Genomic DNA, 18,917 nt, shown 5'->3' with positions numbered 1-18,917 from the left:
TTGCCCCCGGGGGCCCGCGGCCCCTTCAGTGGTTCAGCGGGGTGCTCAGACCGCGATCGCGACCTCCGCGAGACCGCCCTTCTGGGCGACGACCGTGCGGTCGGCGGTGGCGCCGGGGACGAGTGCTCGCACGGTCCAGGTGCCCTCGGCCGCGTAGAAGCGGAACTGGCCCGTGGCGGAGGTCGGGACCTCCGCGGTGAACTCGCCGGTCGAGTCCAGCAGACGGACGTAGCCCGTCACCGGCTCGCCGTCACGGGTCACCTGACCCTGGATCGTGGTCTCGCCGGGCTTGATCGTCGAGGCGTCGGGGCCGCCGGCCTTCGCTCCACACATGTCGTACTCCTGAAAGGGGTTCTGAGAGGTCGGTCGGGTCTGATTACTTGTTGGCGCCGAGCTCGATCGGCACGCCGACGAGGGAGCCGTACTCGGTCCAGGAGCCGTCGTAGTTCTTGACGTTCTCCACGCCCAGCAGCTCGTGCAGGACGAACCAGGTCAGGGCCGAGCGCTCGCCGATACGGCAGTAGGCGATGGTGTCCTTGGCCAGGTCGACCTGCTCCTCGGCGTAGAGCTCCTTGAGCTCCTCGTCCGACTTGAAGGTGCCGTCGTCGTTGGCGTTCTTCGACCACGGGATGTTGCGGGCGGTCGGGACGTGGCCCGGACGCTGCGACTGCTCCTGCGGCAGGTGCGCCGGGGCGAGCAGCTTGCCGGAGAACTCGTCGGGCGAGCGGACGTCGACCAGGTTCTGCGCACCGATCGCGGCGACGACGTCGTCACGGAAGGCGCGGATCGACGTGTCCTGCGGCTTGGCCTTGTACTCGGTCGCCGGGCGCTCGGGCACCTCGGTGCCGTCGACCAGCTCGCGGGCGTCCAGCTCCCACTTCTTGCGGCCGCCGTCGAGGAGCTTGACGTTCTCGTGGCCGTACAGCTTGAAGTACCAGTAGGCGTAGGACGCGAACCAGTTGTTGTTGCCGCCGTAGAGGATCACCAGGGTGTCGTTGGCGATGCCCTTCGCCGACAGGAGCTTCTCGAAGCCCTCCTGGTCGATGAAGTCACGGCGGACCGGGTCCTGGAGGTCCTTGGTCCAGTCGATCCGGATCGCGTTCTTGATGTGGTTCTTCTCGTAGGCCGACGTGTCCTCGTCCACCTCGACGACGGCGATGTTCTCGTCGTCCAGGTGGTCCTGCAGCCAGTCGGCGTCGACCAGGACGTCGCTGCGGCTCATGCTCGTTCTCCTCCGGGGCAGTTGCGGCGGGGGTGTGCAAGAAAGAGGGTGCGCGGCCGGGGCTCGCCGGCGGCCGGCGCACGGATGCCCTCGGACGAGGGCGCCGGGAGGCGCGGAAGGCCGGGGGCGCTTCCGCTCAGACAGTGCGACAGAGCATGGCGGCGACGCGGCACAGGTCGACTGCCCGCCGCTTCGTGAGATCCGCCTGTCCCCCCGATCGGAGGACGCTGAAAGAGCACTGCATGGGCTCGATCGTAGGGACGGACAGGCGGGCGTGTCACCGGCGTGTCGCATGGTGAGATGCGATCGTCCGAATAGTGGGAACAAAAGCGCGCCCGGGCCGTCCCCGCACGGCTTCCGGGCGCGTGTGTCCACGTCCCATCTACGCTACGGACGGCGGCGTCTCGCCAGGCGGACACCGGCCGTCCGGCCGCAGGGGACCTACCCGGCCAGGCGGACGTTGGAACCCTTCACCGCGATCTCCACACCGTTCTTCTCCGCCTCGACCTTGTCGAGCTGGATGCCGCCGGGCAGGTCGTCGATCTTCTGCTCGAAGTCGGTGATCGAACGCACCTCGTTCTCGGCCGCCCGCACCCCGCCGAAGCTGGGCAGCGTGTCGGCGTGCACGCGGACGGTGTCGCCCTCGACGCTGACCGAGCTCAGAACGGAGAGGGGCTGCGGCAGCTTGGTGCCGAGGACGGTCGCCTCCACGGTGACCTTGATCTTGCCGTTGCCGCCGTCGGAGAGGCCCACGACGTTCGCGGTGACGCCCGTGGCGACCTGGGTCGGCTCGGACTTGGCCGCCTTCAGCAGCTCGGCGTACGTGATGGACGCGGTGCCGGTGGCGGTGGCGGCGGTGGCCGAGCTGTAGTCGCCGGAGAACTCGACGCCCTTCATGTTCGCCTTGAGGTCGTCGATGCGGATCTTCTGGCCCTCGGCGCCCACGGCCTCGTAGTCCTTGATGCCGACCTCGACGTCGTCCAGTTCGCCGCCGACGACCTGGGTGAGGAAGGGGAAGCCGTTGATGGACACGTCCGGGGTGGCGGCGAGGTTCTCGCTCGTCTTCAGCTTGGACGCGGCCTCGTCCTCGGCGAAGTTCACGGCGAGGCGGTCGGCGAGCACGAAAAGGCCGCCCAGGACCACGACGACGACCAGCAGTATTCGTAGCGCGCGCATGCGGTGTTCCCCCGGAGGTCCGACAGTTCGGTTGGGGCCACGGTAACTCCGGGGGGAAGGGGCGCCGCCGGATTGTCGATCACCTGTGACAGAGGTGAAGGGCCGGGTGGGTGGCCGGGGGCTCCGCCCCCAGACCCCGTGTCGGCCCTGAACGGGCCTCGTCCTCACGCTCCCCGGAGGAGGTACCCCCGAGGCCGGTTCACTCAGCCCAGTGCTCGTCCCAGGACGTACACCGCCGGTGCCGACGCCGCCAGCGGCAGGGCCACCCCCGCCGTGAAGTGGACGAACCGGGACGGGTAGTCGTAGCTGGCCACCCGGTGGCCGATCAGGGCGCAGATCGCGGCGCCCGCGCCGAGGAGCGCGCCCTTGGTGCCGAGGTCGGTCATGCCGCCGACCGCGATGCCGACGCCGGCGGCGGCGAGCAGGGAGACGGCGACCGAGGCCGGGGTGGGGAGGGGCAGGGCACGGGCCAGGGCGGCTGCCGCGACCGCGGCCGCGCCGACCGTGACCGCGTCCGGGTCGGCGCCGAGGTGACCGGTGGCGACGATGGCCAGGGCAGCGGAGGCGACCGTCGCCATCAGGCCGTACATCCGCTCGTCCGGGTCGGCGTGCGAACGGAGCTGGAGGACCAGGCAGAGCAGGACCCAGACGCCGAGCGTGCCGAGGATGGCGGCGGGGGCATGTGCGCGGCCCGCCGCGAGCAGCGCCGCGTCCGCCGCCAGTGCGCCCAGGAAGGCCAGCGCGATGCCCTGGCGGGCCGGCCACATGCCGTTCAGGCGGAACCAGCCCGCCGCCGTGACGGCCTGGAGGACGACGAGCGGGGCCAGCAGGGCGTAGGTGCCGACAGCGGCCGTGCCCGACAGGAGCAGGCCGAGGAGCGCGGTGAGCGCGGCGGGCTGCATGCCGGGTTCGATGATCGGCGAGCGGCCCTCCAGGCGGGCCCGCTGGGCGTCGGTGACGCGGGCGTTGCCGGCGAGGGTGGCGGGGCCGTAGGAGGGGGCGGCGTCACCTTCGGGCTGAGGCGCGGGAGTGTGGGGCGTCGGCTGCTGATGCCGCTGGTCCGCGTACGGCGCCTGCTGCCGGCCGTGCGGAGGCTGGTGCTGCCAGGACGGTTCCGCGGCACCCGTCTGCGCGCCGGCGCCGTGCGCCGGGGCCGCGCCCGGCTGCGGGGCGCCGTACATCGAGGCCGGGCCCGGCTGCGGGCCGCCGTACGCCGGGGCCGCGCCCCCCTGCGGGCCGCCGTACACCGGGGACTCCCCCGCCTGCCGGCCGCCGTACGCGGAGGCCGCGCCCGCCTGCTGGCCGCCGTACCCCGGAGCCGCTCCCGGCTGCTGCTGGCCGCCGTACACCGGGGACTCCCCCGTCTGCGGGGGCAGGTACGCCGTCTGGGCCGCGTCCGTGGTGGGGACCGGGGGCTGGACGCTGGTCTCCCAGGTCTGGCCCTGCCACTGCTGGGTGTACTGGAGGTGGGCCTGCTGGTCCTCGTACCCGTGCTGCTGCTGGCCGGGCCAGGGCTGCTGCTGGGCGTACGGGTCGGGGCCCTCGTACTGCTGGCCATACGGCTGGTCGGTCATCGTCACCCTCCTGCGAACGGCGGGAGCACCTCGACCGTGCCGCCGTCGGCCAGCCGTACCGTCTCATGTGCGCGGGTGCCCACGGGGTCACCGTCGACGAGGAAGGAGCATCGCCGCAGGACACGTGCGAGTTCACCGGGGTGTCGCTCGCGCGCGGACTCGAGCGCCTCGGCGAGGGTGGCCGCGTCGTGCGGCTCCTCGGCGACGCCGGCCGCGGCCTTGGCGGCCGCCCAGTAGCGCACCGTGACCTTTGCCATCTCGTTCCTCAGTCAGTAGTCAGTGGTCAGTAGTCAGTTCATCGGCAGTCGCCAGGAGCCAGGCTAGCCCGCCCGCGCCACCGCCCAGTCCCCGATGCGGGCCAGCAGGCCGTCGTCGGCGGCGTGCTCGGCGTGGCCCATGCCGGGCTCCAGCCAGAGTTCGCCGTGGTCACCGGCGGCCTCGGCGAGCATCCGGGGGTGGTCGACGGGGAAGTAGCCGTCACGGTCGCCGTGGACGATGAGGAGAGGGGTCGGGGCGATTTTCGGCACCGCTTCGGTCGGGGAGAGCGGGACGGGACTCCACTCGCGGTGGTGGATGCGGGTGCGGAAGCCGTAGCGGCCGACGAGGCGGCCCTCGGGGCGGGTGACCAGCCAGTGCAGACGGCGCATGGGGGCCGTGCCCCGGTAGTACCAGCGGGCGGGGGCGCTGACCGAGACCACGGCGTCGACCGTTCCCGTGTGCAGGGCCGCGTGCCGCAGGACCGCCGAGCCGCCCATGGAGAAGCCGACGGTGGCCACGCGCGTGTGCCCGAGCGAGCGGGCCCATTCGACCGCTGCCGCCAGGTCCAGGACCTCGCGGTCGCCGACCGTGGAGCGTCCGCCGGAGCGGCCGTGGCCCCGGAAGGAGAAGGTGACGACCGCTCCGTACCTCATGAAGGCCGTCGCCACCCGGCGCACGTGCGGGCGGTCCACATCGCCGGTGAAGCCATGGGCCACGACGAACACCAGGTCACGGGAAGGTGGCCCGGAGGCGTCGTATACGACCGCTGCCGGGTCGTATACGGAATCGATGGAGATGCCGTCGGCCGTGTGCAGGAACGTCCGCATAGGGGTGCGTCTGCTCGTCTCGGAGTGCGGACGAACGAGGGAACGCGCCGGATGACCTGCCCGACCATTGCTCATGTCGGCTATTCTGCTGGGCAGAGGACTCGGGCAGCGTAGCCCCCGGGTCCTTTTGTGCTTTCGGAAGCGTTGTATACGAGGCGGGAAACCGCAGGTGTACGGGGCCCCGGGATCGCAGAGCAGTGCTGTGCCAACAAACGTCCTCGCAGGGACCGAGGAGGAACCAGACGTATGAGTTCTCTGCTGCTCCTGACCAACGCCCTCCAGCCGTCGACGGAGGTGCTTCCCGCCCTCGGCCTGCTGCTGCACAACGTGCGCGTGGCTCCGGCGGAGGGGCCCGCCCTCGTCGACACCCCGGGTGCCGATGTCATCCTCGTCGACGGCCGCCGCGACCTGCCGCAGGTGCGCAGCCTGTGCCAGCTGCTGCGTTCGACCGGGCCCGGCTGTCCGCTCGTCCTCGTCGTCACCGAGGGCGGCCTCGCGGCCGTCACCGCCGACTGGGGCATCGACGACGTGCTCCTCGACACCGCCGGTCCGGCGGAGGTCGAGGCGCGGCTGCGGCTGGCCATGGGCCGGCAGCAGATCGTCAACGACGACTCGCCCATGGAGATCCGCAACGGCGACCTGTCCGTCGACGAGGCCACCTACTCCGCGAAGCTCAAGGGGCGCGTCCTCGACCTCACCTTCAAGGAGTTCGAGCTTCTGAAGTACCTCGCCCAGCACCCGGGCCGTGTCTTCACGCGCGCGCAGCTGCTGCAGGAGGTCTGGGGCTACGACTACTTCGGTGGCACCCGGACCGTCGACGTGCACGTACGACGCCTGCGCGCCAAGCTCGGGCCCGAGCACGAGGCGCTGATCGGAACCGTCCGGAACGTGGGTTATCGATTCGTTACGCCCGAGAAGATCGACCGTGCCGGCGAGGAGACCAAGGGCAAGGCGGACCAGGCAAAGGCGGATGAAGCGGACAACGCGGCCTCCGTGAGCGCCGAAGAGGTCACGGCGGAGGCCTGATACCGGCCAGTACCCCTCCGCTCCTGCTCAGGGAGGTCGTCCTCCCACGCGCGGAAGCCGCGGTACGCCCTGCCCCGAGCGGATCCATCCGCGTAGACTCCGCGCGTGGCCAAGGTGACTCGGGACGACGTGGCGCGGCTGGCAGGGACCTCCACTGCCGTGGTCAGCTATGTCATCAACAACGGACCCCGGCCGGTCGCCCCGGCCACGCGCGAGCGTGTCCTCGCCGCCATCAAGGAACTGGGGTACCGGCCCGACCGGGTCGCCCAGGCGATGGCGTCCCGGCGCACGGACCTCATAGGCCTGATCATCCCGGACGCCCGGCAGCCCTTCTTCGGCGAGATGGCGCACGCGGTCGAGCAGGCCGCCTCCGAGCGCGGGAAGATGGTGCTCGTCGGCAACACCGACTACGTCGGCGAGCGCGAGGTCCACTACCTGCGCGCCTTCCTCGGGATGCGGGTCTCCGGGCTGATTCTCGTCAGCCACGCGCTCAACGACCTCGCCGCCGCCGAGATCGACGCCTGGGACGCCCGGGTCGTCCTCCTCCACGAGCGGCCCGAGGCCATCGACGACGTCGCCGTCGTCACCGACGACCTGGGCGGCGCCCAGCTCGCCGTACGGCATCTGCTGGAGCACGGCTACGAGTACGTCGCCTGTGTGGGCGGCACCGCGGAGACCCCCGCGGTCGGCGACCCCGTCTCCGACCACGTCGAGGGCTGGCGGCGGGCCATGGAGGAGGCCGGGCTGTCCACGGAGGGCCGGCTCTTCGAGGCGCCGTACAACCGCTACGACGCCTACCGGGTCGCCCTGGAGCTGCTGTCGGGACCGAACCGGCCCCCCGCCGTGTTCTGCTCCACCGACGACCAGGCGATCGGTCTGCTGCGGGCCGCGCGCGAGCTGCGCATCGACGTGCCGGGCGAGCTGGGTGTGGCCGGCTTCGACGACATCAAGGAGGCGGCGCTCGCCGACCCGCCGCTGACCACGATCGCGTCCGACCGCTCGGCCATGGCCCGCGCGGCGGTGGACCTCGTCCTCGACGACGGGCTGCGGGTCGCGGGGTCGCGGCGCGAGCGGCTGAAGGTGTTCCCGTCGCGGCTGGTGGTCCGGCGGTCCTGCGGTTGTGCCTGACGGCGGGGCGCACGGCTGGATGAAGGTTTCCTGAGAGACCCGGCCCTGCGCCCAGAGCCGGCCTTATATCGGGCGTACCAGCTTCTGCCGGGGTTCTCAGGGAGCACTCAGGAAGCTCTCATGGTCGGGCGGGAAGCTCATTGACATGACCGAGAGCTTCCGCCGCAGCGGCGATGACAACGCGTACGAGAACCACGCGGACCCGTACCAGGGCGCCCAGCAGCAGCACGCCTCCACCCCCGTGAACCCGGAGTGGCCGCCTCCGCCGGCGTACGACCCGGCGGCGCGGCCCGTCGAGCCGACCGCCGTGTGGCAGACGCCGGCGCAGACGCAGGTCTCCGGCGGCGGGAACGGCAGCGGCGGCGGGACCGCTCTCCTGAACCCGGTGGCGGCCGGGCCCGCGCCGGCGCCGAAGAAGCGCACCCGGGGCCCGATCGCGCTGCTCGCCGCCGTGGCGATCGTCGCCGCGGCCATCGGCGGCGGCACGGCCTACGGCATCCAGGAGCTGACCGGCAAGGACCAGGTCGTCGCCTCGTCCACGACCACCAGCGTGGTGCCCTCCAGCAAGACGGGTGACGTCGCCACCATCGCCGCCGCGGTCAGCCCGAGCGTCGTCGAGATCAACGCCACGCTGAACGGCGGGTCCTCGACCGGCTCCGGCGTGATCATCACCAGCGACGGCGAGATCATCACCAACAACCACGTCGTCTCCGGCGCCTCCTCGGTCAAGGTGACGACCAGCGACGGCAAGGAGTACACCGCCCAGGTCCTCGGCACCGACAGCAAGAAGGACCTCGCCCTGATCAAGCTGGAGAACGCCTCCGGCCTGAAGGCGGCGACCCTCGGCAACTCCGACGGCGTCCAGGTCGGCGACACGGTCGTGGCGATCGGCTCGCCGGAGGGCCTCACCGGCACCGTCACCAGCGGCATCGTCTCCGCCCTGAACCGGGACGTGACCGTCTCGACCGACGAGAGCCAGGGGCAGCAGCAACAGCAGCAGGGCGGCGGCTGGCCGTTCGAGTTCGGCGGACAGCAGTTCAACGGTGACACCGGCTCGTCGACCACGACCTACAAGGCGATACAGACCGACGCGTCCCTCAACCCCGGCAACTCCGGCGGCGCGCTGATCGACGCCAACGGCGACATCATCGGCATCAACTCCGCGATGTACTCCGCCGCGAACGCCTCCTCCTCCGACGCCGGCAGCGTCGGCCTCGGCTTCGCCATCCCGATCAACACCGTCAAGTCCGACCTGGCCACGCTGCGGGCCGGCGGTTCCGACAGCTGAAGCCCTCTTCGACCAGCAAGGAGTACGTCATGATCAAGCAGGTTTCGCACCCGGTGACCGGCGTCGGCGCGGCCGACCTGAACCTCGCCCTCCACGTGGCGTACGAGCTGCACGCACCGGTGACACAGCGCGTGGCACGGGCGCCGGAGGTGGCGGCCCCGCAGATGATGGGCCTGCGCACCTCGACCGCCCGCCCGCACCGCCGCAAGGTCCCGCTGAACCGGCTCACGGCCGTGCACGGCTGAGCCCGCCCCGTCCCTGCCTTCACGCACCCGCCGGGAAGCATGCGAGGCTGAAATCCTTCAGCCCCTGCCTTCCCACCGCACCCGAGGAATCCACGACCATGAGCCCCGCCGAAGGCGACCGTGACCCCCAGCGCATCCTGATCGTCGACGACGAGCCGGCGGTGCGCGAAGCACTCCAGCGCAGCCTCGCCTTCGAGGGCTACGACACGGAGGTGGCCGTGGACGGCGCGGACGCCCTGGAGAAGGCGACCGCCTACCGGCCCGACCTGGTCGTCCTCGACATCCAGATGCCCCGCATGGACGGCCTCACCGCCGCCCGCCGCATCCGCGGGGCCGGCGACACCACCCCGATCCTCATGCTGACCGCACGCGACACCGTCGGCGACCGCGTCACCGGCCTCGACGCGGGCGCCGACGACTACCTGGTCAAGCCCTTCGAACTGGACGAGCTGTTCGCCCGCGTCCGCGCCCTGCTGCGGCGCAGCTCGTACGCGGCCGCCGTGGCCGACGCCGTCCCGGACGACGAGGCTCTCACCTTCGCCGACCTGCGCATGGACCTCGCCACGCGGGAGGTGACGCGGGGCGAGCGGCAGGTGGAGCTGACCCGGACCGAGTTCACGCTCCTGGAGATGTTCATGGCGCACCCGCGCCAGGTCCTCACGCGCGAGCAGATCCTGAAGGCGGTGTGGGGCTTCGACTTCGAGCCGAGCTCCAACTCCCTCGACGTGTACGTCATGTACCTGCGCCGCAAGACCGAGGCGGGCGGCGAGCCCCGGCTCGTGCACACCGTGCGCGGTGTGGGGTACGTGTTGCGACAGGGCGGGGCCGAGTGAACAGGGTCGTACGCCGGTTCCGGGCCCTTCCCATCCGGGCCCGACTGTCGATGCTGGTCGCTGCCGCTGTGGCGTTCGCCGTGGCCGCGGTTTCGGTGACGTGCTGGTTCATCGTGCAGGGGAAGCTGTACCAGCAGGTCAACGAGGACCTCAACAAAATGTCGCAGCCGCAGCGGCTCACCATGGTCGAGGGCCTCCTCACGACGTGTCCCGAGGCCGTCCCCACCGACCAGGGCGCCCAGAACGACCAGAAGAACTTCGGCGGCCTGCGGACGCAGAACACCTACATCCAGCTGGTCAAGGCGGACGGGACGCCCTGCGTCTCCCCGAACTCGGCGGGCACCGTCAAGGTCACCGACGCCGACAAGAAGGTGATCGAGGACGCGAACAGCAGCGACGGGGTCGTTCACGACGGGATCATCCGCGACGGCACCGACTCGGAGGGCAACGCCGTCCGCGTGCTGACCTCGCCCCTGCTGGTCAGCATGGGCGGCCCGCCGCAGCCGTACCCCGACACCGCCCTCCTCATCGCGGTCCCCCTCAAGAACACCCAGTCCACCCTCAACGACCTCGCCCTCATCCTCCTCCTCGTCTCCGGCATAGGAGTCGTCGGCGCCGGCGCCGCCGGTCTCGCCGTCGCCCGCGCCGGCCTGCGACCCGTCGACAAGCTCACCGAGGCCGTCGAACACGTCGCCCGCACCGAGGACCTGAGCATCCGCATCCCGGTCGAGGACGACAGCGAGGACGAGGTCGCCCGCCTGTCCCGCTCCTTCAACTCGATGACCGCCTCCCTCGCCAGCTCCCGCGAGCTGCAGCAGCAGCTCATCGCCGACGCCGGCCACGAGCTGCGCACCCCCCTGACCTCCCTCCGCACGAACATCGAACTCCTCACCCGCAGCGAGGAGACGGGCCGTCCGATCCCCGCCGCCGACCGCAAGGCGCTGCTCGCCTCGGTGAAGGCACAGATGACCGAGCTGGCGTCTCTGATCGGCGACCTCCAGGAACTGTCCCGCTCGGAAGGCCAGCGCGGCGAACGCGTCCAGGTGGTCTCGCTGGAGGACACGGTCGAGGCGGCCCTGCACCGGGCCCGGCTGCGCGGCCCCGAGCTGACCATCACCTCGTCCCTGGAACCCTGGTACACCAGGGCCGAACCGGCCGCCCTGGAACGCGCGGTGGTCAACGTCCTCGACAACGCGGTGAAGTTCAGCCCCGAGGGCGGCACGGTCGACGTCCGGCTGACCGACGGCGTCCTGACCGTCCGCGACCACGGCCCCGGCATCCCCGAGGACGAACTTCCCCACGTCTTCGACCGCTTCTGGCGCTCCCCGAGCGCGCGGGCCCTGCCGGGGTCGGGATTGGGCCTGTCCATCGTGGCGCGTACGGTCCAGCAGTCGGGCGGCGAGGTGACGCTGGCCCGCGCGGAGGGAGGCGGCACGGTGGCGACGGTACGGCTGCCGGGGGCGCCGGTGCCGCCGCCCGACAGGACCGATCTTCCAGGCGGCCCGTAGCCGGTGGCCTCGCAGTCAACTCGTGCGCACGGAGGCCTGCTTCACCTCCACCAGGAACGCCCCCCACGAGGCCGCCCCGAAGACGAGTAGGGGGCCGTGGGGGGGCGGCCTTGCTGTCCCGGACGGGGACGAGGGCGGAGTGGCCGACGGCGACCTCGACGCAGTTGTTGGCTCCCCCGTCACTGTAGGACGACTTGCGCCATACGGCGGTGGTGAGGTCGAGGATTCGCTTCACGATCTGCACTCCTGCAGAAGGCGCTTGATGAACGCCGTCGACTCCGCGGGAGTCAGCGCCGCATCTCGGACGAGATCGTAGGACAACCGGAAGGACAGAACCTTGTCCAGATCTTCGATCAGCTCGCCGAAGCCGTTGCCCTCCACGTAGGCAACGGGCTCCCCCGCCAGCCGCCAGAAGAGCCAAAAGTGGCTGTCCATGAGGTCGTGCACCCCGGCCGCGAAGGGCAATACCTGGATTGCGACCGACGGCAGTTCCGCCGCTGGCGGCCGGAAAGCGGGCGGGTTCGCGGCAACCTTTCCGTGCGGGGCGGCGACTGCACAGCGGCCATCCCCCGTACGGAAACGGAATCCGCATGAGTGAGATCCGCAGCAAGGCCCGCCATCGCCGGCGCCGCACCGCCGTGGTGGCGGGCGTCCCCCTCGCCCTGATCGCCGCCGGCGTCCTGGGCTACGGCACGGACCTCGGCATGTTCGGCGCGGACGCGCGTCAGGCCTCCGCCGCCACCGCCGCCGCCCCCGCCTGGGCCACCGCCTCGGCGGACGGCTTCGCCTCGGTCAACGCGCTCGGCCAGAACGGCACCTACGGCGGCCGCGACGGCAAGACCGTCACCGTGAAGACCCTCGCCGACCTGGAGAAGTACGCGACGGCGCCCGAGCCGTACGTCATCGTGGTCGCCGCGACCATCAACATGAACCCGGTCGGCAAGGAGATCAAGGTCCAGTCGGACAAGACCATCGTCGGCGCCGGCACCTCCGGTCACATCGTCGGCGGCGGGTTCTTCCTGGGCCAGGGCGTCCACAACGTGATCATCCGGAACCTCACCATCCGGGACGCGTACCAGGGCGTCTGGAACGACAAGGAACACGACTTCGACGCCATCCAGATGGACGGCGCGCACCACGTGTGGATCGACCACAACGACCTGCGGCACATGGCCGACGGGCTCATCGACAGCCGCAAGGACACGACCTACCTGACGGTGTCCTGGAACAAGCTGAGCCAGGAGAACAAGGCGTTCGGCATCGGCTGGACCGACAACGTCACCGCGGACATGACCATCCACCACAACTGGATCCGCGAGACCGAGCAGCGCAACCCCTCCACGGACAACGTCGCCCACGCGCACCTCTACAACAACTACCTGGAGGACGAGGCGGGCACCTCCATCACCGCCTCGTACGGCAACTACTCGCGCGGCAAGACGAACATGGTGCTGGAGAACTCGTACTTCCAGGGCCTGAAGAACCCGGTGACGCGGGACGCCACGGCCACCGTCGTCCAGCGCGGCAACGTCTTCTCCGGTACGAGCGGCCGTAACGAGAGCGGCGGCCCGGGCGCGGCCTGGGACCCGAAGAAGTACTACGCGTACACGCTGGACAAGGCGGCCGACGTACCGGCGCTGCTGAAGTCGGGCGTTGGCCCGCGCGCGTCCATCGGCACGAGCGCCACGACCAAGGCGGCCGCGGCCACCACCCTCACCGTCGCCAAGGACGGCAGCGGCCAGTACACCTCGGTCCAGGCCGCCGTGAACGCCGTACCCGCGAACAACCCCTCGCGTGTGGTGATCGCCGTCAAGCCGGGCACGTACCGTGAGCTGGTCAAGGTCCCGGCCAACAAGCCGCACGTCACCATCCAGGGGACGGGGGGCAGCCGCAAGGACACGACGATCGTCTACAACAACGCGGCGGGCACCCCCAAGCCCGGTGGAGGCACGTACGGCACCGGCGGCAGCGCCACCGTCGCCGTCGACGCGGACGACTTCCAGGCCCGTAACCTCACCATCTCCAACGACTTCGACGAGGCCGCGCACCAGGACATCGCGGGCCAGGCGGTCGCCCTGCGCACCTCCGCCGACAAAATCTTCCTCGACGGCGTCATCGTCAGCGGCGACCAGGACACCCTTCTGGTGGACACCCCGTCCAAGGACAAGCTCGGCCGCGTCTACATGACGAACTCGTACGTCATCGGCAACGTCGACTTCATCTTCGGCCGCGCCACGGCCGTGATCGACAAGTCCGTCATCACCCTGAAGAAGCGCTGGAACGGCACTTCGGCCGGCTACGTCACCGCCCCGAGCACGGCGGCGAACCGCAAGGGCATCCTCATCGCCAACTCCACGGTCAACGGTGACGTCTCCGACCGCAGCTTCTACCTGGGCCGCCCCTGGCACGCCGGCGGTGACGCGAGTCTCGACCCGCAGACCACGGTCCGCAACACCACTCTGAGCGCCGCGATCAAGACCACCCCGTGGACCGACATGAGCGGCTTCTCGTGGAAGAACGACCGCTTCGCCGAATACCAGAACAAGGGCGCCGGCGCGGGCGGCGCGAGCTCGGACCGCCCCATCCTCACCGACGCCCAGGCCGCGAACCAGGAAGTCGCGGACTGGCTCGGCGACTGGACGCCTTCGGCTTCCTGACCCCCGGCAGCGTGCGACGCCGTGAAGCGGCCCCATCCCGTGGTTCGGGGCCGCTTCCGCCGTTCGGGCGGCACGACCGGACACGCTAGGAATCCAGCCATGTTCCGGGGAGCGGGAACCCCTCCGTCCGTCCCGACTCCAGGTCCACACGGGTCACCGAGTCCTCCGTGTACACCAGCCAGCCGGCCGGGCTCGGAGCCAGCGCGAGAGACGCGGTCATGCCCTCGATCCGGACACGGTGGCGCTCGCTGCCGGTGTGGGCGTCGATCTCGATCAGCCAGGTGTCGTCTCCGGCAGCCGCCGCGATCACGATCGACGAGCCGGTCGCCTCCACGCCGTCGACCCGGCCGCCCGCGACGCGCACCGTCGTCGCGGCGGAGGTACGCGTCAGGGTGGTCCCGACAGCGGCCGACCCGCCGCCGGAGGCCGACGAACGCACGATCACGGGGTGGCCGTCCGGGCAGGCCAGCCCCGCGGCCTCCGCCCCTCCCGGCACGGCCGCGGACCGGACCTCGCCGTCGCCCAACTCCGCGACCACGACCTCGGTGTCAGTGCCCAGGCAGACGGTGTCCGACCCGGGGTCGGAGGCGGCGAGCCCGATGGTGCCGGGGATCGTCAGCTCCCGCCGGGTGGACCAGTCGGAGGGGTCCCTGACCAGCACGCTGGTCGAGGGGGCCCGGCCGGGGGTCCCGGTGTCCGGCAGGCCCGCGACCTCGGCGACCAGGGTCCGGCCGGGCAGCACTCGGCGCAGTCGCTCGTCACCGGCCAGGCCGTCCAGGGTGTGCTCCGCCCGGTTCACCGCGTACCGCCGGTCCGGTCCGCCTCCCTCTCGGGGAACGGTCACGATCCAGCGGCCGTCAGCGAGCCGGACGATGTGCGGGCTCACCCCGTCGGTGTCGTCCGGCTGCTGGGGCACCACCGCGAGGCTCTCCGCGCGCGCCCGGTCCGGGTCGACGCCGACCACCGTGACCAGTCCGTCCACCCGCGCGAGCACGAATGTCGTGGCGCCCTCCCAGTCCTGCCCCAGCTCCACCCCGGCCGGTCCGGAGCAGGCGGCGGTGAGCAGGGCCAGGCCACCGAGTGCGGCACGAAGACGGGTACGGGTCCAGGCCGAGTGCGACACGAGTGCCTCACCAGTCCTTCATGGCGTCGGTCGGGGACATCCGCGCCGCCCTGCGCGCCGGGACCAACGCGCCCGTCGCCACGACCAGGACCGTCACCACCACCAGCGGCAGCAACGTCCCGGGGGGCGGCAGCGGAACGCCGCCCCCGGCATACGGCGCGAGCTCGGTGCTACGACGCAGCAGGGCCGCGCCCACGCCGCCGAGCAGCGCACCGAGAACCACACCGATCAGGGCCGCGACCGCTGCGGCCAGAGCCATCTCCGTGACCAGCATGGTCAGCACCGCCCTGGTGCGGAATCCGACCGCCTTGAGGATGCCGATCTCCTGCGCCCGCTGCCGCGACAGCGCACCCGTCACCGTGACGGCGCCGGCGAAGGCCAGGACACCGATCACCACCAGCAGCACCCTGCCGGCCACTCCGACCAGCTCCAGCACCACGGGCAGCGCATCGAGTTGCTGGCGAAGGGTGACCGCCGGATAACCCAGTTTCTGCACCGCCTTCATGGCGCCCGGCACGTCCGCCGCCGTCTCGGTGACGACGGTCAACTGGTCGTAGCCGACGGTGTCCAGGTAGCGGTTCGCCGGTTCCCCCGCTCGTTCCGCCGCCCACGTGACCACCATGGAGTCGGCCGCGTAGGCCGCGTCAGGGCCGTCCAGTTGCCAGGTCGGGTCGTAGACGCCGACGAGGCGGGCGTGGCGGGTGATCCCGGTGCCCTCGCCCGGTCGTACGTAGCGCGTGGTCTCGATCTCGATCTCCCGGCCGAGCATCCGGCGCAGGTCCACGCCCTGGGAGGTCGCGGGAGCGACGATCTCGCCCGGGCGGAGCGGGAAGAGCCGGGCCCGGACGGACTTGGTGACCGGCGGTGTGAGCGCGGCGCGGTGCGTCGTCGCGTACAGCAGAACGGTGTCCCCGGCCGGCGTCCGGGCCCCGAACGACGCCTGGGTCCTGTGCTGTACGGACACGACGTGCGGCAGCTGTCCCAGGCGGGCCGCTGTTCGCGCCGTCAGCGGCGGAGTGCCGGGACGGTCGTCGGGCCGGTCCACCGTGATGCTGCGGTTGGCCGCGCTCTCCCGGACCCCGGAGTCGGTGGCGCTGCGGGCGCTGTCGGCGACACCGAGTGCGCCCAGGCAGACGGCACCGCCGACGGAGACGAGCGCGACCAGTCCGTACATCCGTCGGCGCAGGGCTCGGACGTTGGCCCATGCCAGCGAGAAGACGTTCACGCGGCGCTCCCCTCGGTCACCAGCACTCCCGAATCCAGCCGGTGCACGACGTCCGCCGCGTCGGACACGGCCGGACTGTGCGTCACCAGGACGACCGCGCGTCCCTCGTCCGCCAGTTGGCGGAACAGGCCGAGCAGCACCTTCTCGCTCGCCGCGTCGAGATTGCCGGTGGGCTCGTCCGCCAGCACCACGGGAGGATCGTTGATCAGGGCCCGGGCGAGCGCGACCCGCTGCTGCTCGCCGCCGGACAGCGCGCCGGGGACGTGCCGGGCTCGTTCGGCCAGTCCCACCCGCTCCAGCAGCCCACGGGCACGTTCCTCGCCCCGGGCGCGGCGGCCGACGTAGGGGAGGGCGACGTTGCGCAGGGCCGGGTGCTGCGGCAACAGGTGGGAGGACTGGAAGACGAACCCGATCCGGCGGCGACGTACGTCGGCGAGAGCGTTGTCGGTGAGCCCCGTCGTGTCGGCCTCCTGCACGAGCACCCGGCCGCGGTCCGGTTCGGTCAGCAGTCCGAGGATGTGGAGCAACGTGCTCTTCCCGGAACCGGAACGACCGACGAGCGCGGTGATCTCCCCTCCTCTCACGGTGAGATCGACGTCGCGCAGGACATCGACTCTTGCTCCTCTGAGGGAGTAGGACTTGCCGACGCCCTCGGCCCGCAGCAACGCGCTCACCACACTTCCGTCCGTTTTCCGTTCGTGCCGGCGCCGCTCGGCAACCAGCCCATGGCACCGTGCAGTTGCCGGTCCAGCGTCCAGACACCCCAGGTGGTCTTGAGGTCGCAGGCCCGGTCCCCGCCGCCGACCTGATAGAGGTCGGGCAGCTCCGGACAGCCCTTGTACGCCGTCACACCACGGCCGAGGGATCCCCGCAGCGCCGCGTCGAGTGCGCCGCCGAGCAGCGCGTAGGCCCGTACGACCAGCGTGTAGTCGTAGACCGAGGCGAACCGGTCCGGGTGACGTGCCCACGGCTCCAGGCTGCTCGCGGTGATCCAGGGCGGGATCCCGCCGCGCTGCCCGGTGTCGGCCAGGCCCACGGCGACCGTGGCGGCGGCGACCACACGGTCAGGGGTGTTCGGTTCCCAGCGACGAACCTGGGGAGTGCCCACCTCACCGCCGGCATCGGCGCAGTTGAGGGCGGTGCGCTGCCACCGGGTGGCGCTGTGCTCGGTCACGGTCGTGGGCAGGATCCCGGGATCCGCGCACAGGCGGAGGGCTTCCTCGTTCGCCTCCGCTTTCTCCACGACTCTCCGCAGGGCCGCACGGCTGAGGCGTTCGGCGGCTTCCTGGCCGGCGGTGCCGGTCTTCTCCTCGCGGTCGAGCGCCGCGACGAGTCGGGGGTCCTCGAGCGGCCAGCCGGCGAGTGCCCGCAGCCGTTCGACGAAGAGTGAGGTGTCCGGGTTGCCCAGGTAGGCGTCGGAGTCACGGACGGTCCCGTCGTCGAGTCGCTCGCTCTCCAGCCGCTCCACCACGGGCGTGAACACGCTCCGCGGAGAACCGGCCGCCTTCAGGACGTGGACCAGCAAGTAGAGATGCTCGTAGGTGAGAGTTCGTGCGCCGTCCCGCAGTACCGCCTCCCACATGCCCCGGTCGATGGCCGGCGGTGTGTGGGCCGCCTCCTGGATCAGGACGTAGCTGTAGGTGTCATTGAGCCGGTCCGCCCGGCTCTGCGGACTCAGGGTCGCCCAGTCGTTCGTGCGGGGCGGGTCGATGCTGGTGAGCGTGGCGGGCACGGGTTGCTCGAGCCGATGCAGAGCAACGGCCAGCGCGGCGCTTTCGCCGAGAGGGTGCGGTCTGCCGGCCAGTGACCGCAGCCAGTCCGCGGTGACCGGAGCGCCCGGCTGCCCGAGCGCGTCGAGCACATCGAGCGCCGCCCACGTGGCGCCCAGCCTGGCCGCGTCTCCGTCGTCGCCCAGTGCGGGATCGACGTACCAGCCGCCCTGTGTCCGCAGCCTTTCCACGGCTTGCACGTCACTCGCGCCGAGCACCGTCGGGGCCCCGGACTTCCGCAGCGGAACGAGCCAGGTCCGCCCCCACAGGGGGGACGACGCCAGCGCTTCCCTGCGCATCGACGCGACGCGCGTCGCGGACAGGCTGGTCCGGGGGGCGCGGCCCAGTTCCCGCAGCGTGCGCAGCGCGTAGGACTGCACCTCGGGAGGCGCCGGCTGCTCCCGTAGAAACGGCGGGTAGTGATAGCCGTTCTGTTTGCTGACCAGGAGGTCGAACTGCCGGGCGGCGGGTGCGCGCGTCTCGGATCGCCCTGGAGCGTCCATGCACGAGGACAGCAGAGCGGCGCACACGGCCACCCCCGCACCGGTCAAGAGGCGCCCGCGTAGGCGCACTTCTCACTGACCTTGATCGCTCCGGTCACCTGGGCCGAGCCGCAACTACGGGTCGACACGTACACGGTGCCCTTGCTCGGACGCATCTGACCGAAGGTGTCGGAGATGCTGGCGTTGGTGTTCTTCCACCGCACCACGCCGAGGGACTTGCGCACCATCGTCAACGACGCCTCGGGGTTCTTCGAGATCGAGACGGAGACGCTGACGCCGTGGGCCTCGAGTTCGGCACGGTTCTGGATCCACCGCGCCTTCTTCGGGCGACTGCCCGACATCTTCGTGGAGGCCCGCCAGTCACAGGCGTTGGTGTAGAGAGAGCAGTGCCAGGCGTTGATCGCGATCTTGTTGCCGCCCGGTAAGCCCACGGACGTGGAGGCGGAGGTCGCATGCGTGGGGGGCGCCGAGAGGACAAGGGCCGTCGCCGCCAGAGCAGCGACGGAGCCGTGCACCAGACGTGCACGCGTGCTCTTGTTCATGAGGATCGTCTCC

Annotated in this window: 20 protein-coding genes and 1 pseudogene; 7 read left to right on the top strand and 14 right to left on the bottom strand. The window is 71.2% G+C overall.

Features of this window, described 5'->3' with window-relative positions; genetic code table 11:
* Positions 1–45: 45 nt before the first annotated feature.
* The 7 genes from ACPT94_RS32670 to ACPT94_RS32640 all read right to left on the bottom strand — a co-directional run bounded on the left by ACPT94_RS32670 (position 46) and on the right by ACPT94_RS32640 (position 5,132).
* Positions 46–333 carry a DUF1416 domain-containing protein gene (locus ACPT94_RS32670; protein WP_028421436.1) on the bottom strand — a complete coding sequence of 96 codons (288 nt, stop codon included), beginning with the start codon at positions 331–333 and terminating at the stop codon, positions 46–48.
* A gap of 43 nt (positions 334–376) precedes the next feature.
* A complete protein-coding gene (locus tag ACPT94_RS32665) occupies positions 377–1,222 on the bottom strand; it encodes a sulfurtransferase (RefSeq protein WP_360344445.1) in 846 nt (281 codons plus the stop codon).
* 136 nt (positions 1,223–1,358) lie between these two features.
* On the bottom strand, positions 1,359–1,466 hold the full coding sequence (locus ACPT94_RS32660) for a putative leader peptide (RefSeq protein WP_360344442.1): 108 nt from the start codon (positions 1,464–1,466) through the stop codon (positions 1,359–1,361).
* 197 nt (positions 1,467–1,663) lie between these two features.
* Entirely contained in the window at positions 1,664–2,398 is a 735-nt protein-coding gene (locus ACPT94_RS32655) for an LmeA family phospholipid-binding protein (protein WP_360344439.1), read from the bottom strand.
* Between the two features lie 203 nt (positions 2,399–2,601).
* The gene (locus tag ACPT94_RS32650) at positions 2,602–3,972 is read right to left on the bottom strand and encodes a hypothetical protein (protein WP_425247461.1); all 1,371 of its coding nucleotides are present in this window, start codon (positions 3,970–3,972) and stop codon (positions 2,602–2,604) included.
* Between the two features lie 2 nt (positions 3,973–3,974).
* Entirely contained in the window at positions 3,975–4,229 is a 255-nt protein-coding gene (locus tag ACPT94_RS32645; RefSeq protein ID WP_360344433.1) for a MoaD/ThiS family protein, read from the bottom strand.
* A gap of 63 nt (positions 4,230–4,292) precedes the next feature.
* On the bottom strand, positions 4,293–5,132 hold the full coding sequence (locus ACPT94_RS32640; RefSeq protein ID WP_425247460.1) for an alpha/beta hydrolase: 840 nt from the start codon (positions 5,130–5,132) through the stop codon (positions 4,293–4,295).
* A gap of 171 nt (positions 5,133–5,303) precedes the next feature.
* Here ACPT94_RS32640 and ACPT94_RS32635 point away from each other — a divergent pair, with 171 nt between their 5' ends.
* The 6 genes from ACPT94_RS32635 (at position 5,304) to ACPT94_RS32610 (ending at position 11,085) form a co-directional block, all read left to right on the top strand.
* On the top strand, positions 5,304–6,083 hold the full coding sequence (locus ACPT94_RS32635) for a winged helix-turn-helix transcriptional regulator (protein ID WP_360344427.1): 780 nt from the start codon (positions 5,304–5,306) through the stop codon (positions 6,081–6,083).
* Between the two features lie 105 nt (positions 6,084–6,188).
* The gene (locus ACPT94_RS32630; RefSeq protein WP_360344424.1) at positions 6,189–7,211 is read left to right on the top strand and encodes a LacI family DNA-binding transcriptional regulator; all 1,023 of its coding nucleotides are present in this window, start codon (positions 6,189–6,191) and stop codon (positions 7,209–7,211) included.
* 145 nt (positions 7,212–7,356) lie between these two features.
* Entirely contained in the window at positions 7,357–8,499 is a 1,143-nt protein-coding gene (locus ACPT94_RS32625) for a S1C family serine protease (RefSeq protein ID WP_360344421.1), read from the top strand.
* A gap of 29 nt (positions 8,500–8,528) precedes the next feature.
* Positions 8,529–8,744, top strand: coding sequence for a hypothetical protein (locus ACPT94_RS32620; protein WP_360344418.1), 216 nt, complete (start codon positions 8,529–8,531; stop codon positions 8,742–8,744).
* 98 nt (positions 8,745–8,842) lie between these two features.
* Positions 8,843–9,577, top strand: a complete 735-nt coding sequence (locus ACPT94_RS32615; protein WP_360344415.1) for a response regulator transcription factor — start codon at positions 8,843–8,845, stop codon at positions 9,575–9,577.
* Entirely contained in the window at positions 9,574–11,085 is a 1,512-nt protein-coding gene (locus ACPT94_RS32610) for a sensor histidine kinase (protein WP_360344412.1), read from the top strand. Before ACPT94_RS32615 ends, ACPT94_RS32610 begins: the two co-directional genes overlap by 4 nt.
* A 148-nt stretch (positions 11,086–11,233) precedes the next feature.
* Here ACPT94_RS32610 and ACPT94_RS32605 read toward each other — a convergent pair.
* Together ACPT94_RS32605 and ACPT94_RS32600 are read right to left on the bottom strand one after the other, a co-directional pair.
* A pseudogene (locus ACPT94_RS32605) lies at positions 11,234–11,320 on the bottom strand (DUF397 domain-containing protein); the annotation flags it as partial.
* Entirely contained in the window at positions 11,317–11,574 is a 258-nt protein-coding gene (locus ACPT94_RS32600) for a Scr1 family TA system antitoxin-like transcriptional regulator (RefSeq protein WP_360344597.1), read from the bottom strand. The gene ACPT94_RS32600 and the pseudogene ACPT94_RS32605, both read right to left, overlap by 4 nt.
* Before the next feature lie 101 nt (positions 11,575–11,675).
* On the opposite strand from ACPT94_RS32600, the gene ACPT94_RS32595 reads away from it, so the two are divergent.
* On the top strand, positions 11,676–13,742 hold the full coding sequence (locus ACPT94_RS32595) for a pectinesterase family protein (RefSeq protein ID WP_360344409.1): 2,067 nt from the start codon (positions 11,676–11,678) through the stop codon (positions 13,740–13,742).
* Positions 13,743–13,827: 85 nt separating this feature from the next.
* On the opposite strand, the gene ACPT94_RS32590 is transcribed toward ACPT94_RS32595, so the two are convergent.
* Genes ACPT94_RS32590 through ACPT94_RS32570 form a run of 5 tightly spaced genes read right to left on the bottom strand, consistent with a single transcriptional unit; the run spans position 13,828 to position 18,904 of the window.
* Positions 13,828–14,865 (bottom strand): hypothetical protein, encoded by a 1,038-nt coding sequence (locus ACPT94_RS32590; RefSeq protein WP_360344406.1) that lies wholly within the window; start codon positions 14,863–14,865, stop codon positions 13,828–13,830.
* A 7-nt stretch (positions 14,866–14,872) separates the two neighbouring features.
* Entirely contained in the window at positions 14,873–16,090 is a 1,218-nt protein-coding gene (locus ACPT94_RS32585) for an ABC transporter permease (protein ID WP_360344403.1), read from the bottom strand.
* Positions 16,087–16,764: an ABC transporter ATP-binding protein gene (locus tag ACPT94_RS32580; RefSeq protein WP_360344400.1), complete on the bottom strand. Its 678-nt coding sequence runs from the start codon at positions 16,762–16,764 to the stop codon at positions 16,087–16,089. The genes ACPT94_RS32585 and ACPT94_RS32580 overlap by 4 nt, the downstream gene beginning before the upstream one ends.
* Positions 16,761–18,362 (bottom strand): hypothetical protein, encoded by a 1,602-nt coding sequence (locus tag ACPT94_RS32575; RefSeq protein WP_425247459.1) that lies wholly within the window; start codon positions 18,360–18,362, stop codon positions 16,761–16,763. Before ACPT94_RS32575 ends, ACPT94_RS32580 begins: the two co-directional genes overlap by 4 nt.
* A gap of 44 nt (positions 18,363–18,406) precedes the next feature.
* Complete coding sequence (locus ACPT94_RS32570; protein WP_425247458.1) at positions 18,407–18,904, bottom strand: hypothetical protein; 498 nt, start codon at positions 18,902–18,904, stop codon at positions 18,407–18,409.
* Positions 18,905–18,917 lie beyond the last annotated feature (13 nt).

This window comes from Streptomyces aurantiaciflavus (assembly GCF_049808595.1).
GTDB lineage: Bacteria > Actinomycetota > Actinomycetes > Streptomycetales > Streptomycetaceae > Streptomyces.
The sequence above is the reverse complement of the archived record's forward strand: the minus strand, read 5'-3'. Positions and strand labels throughout refer to the sequence as shown.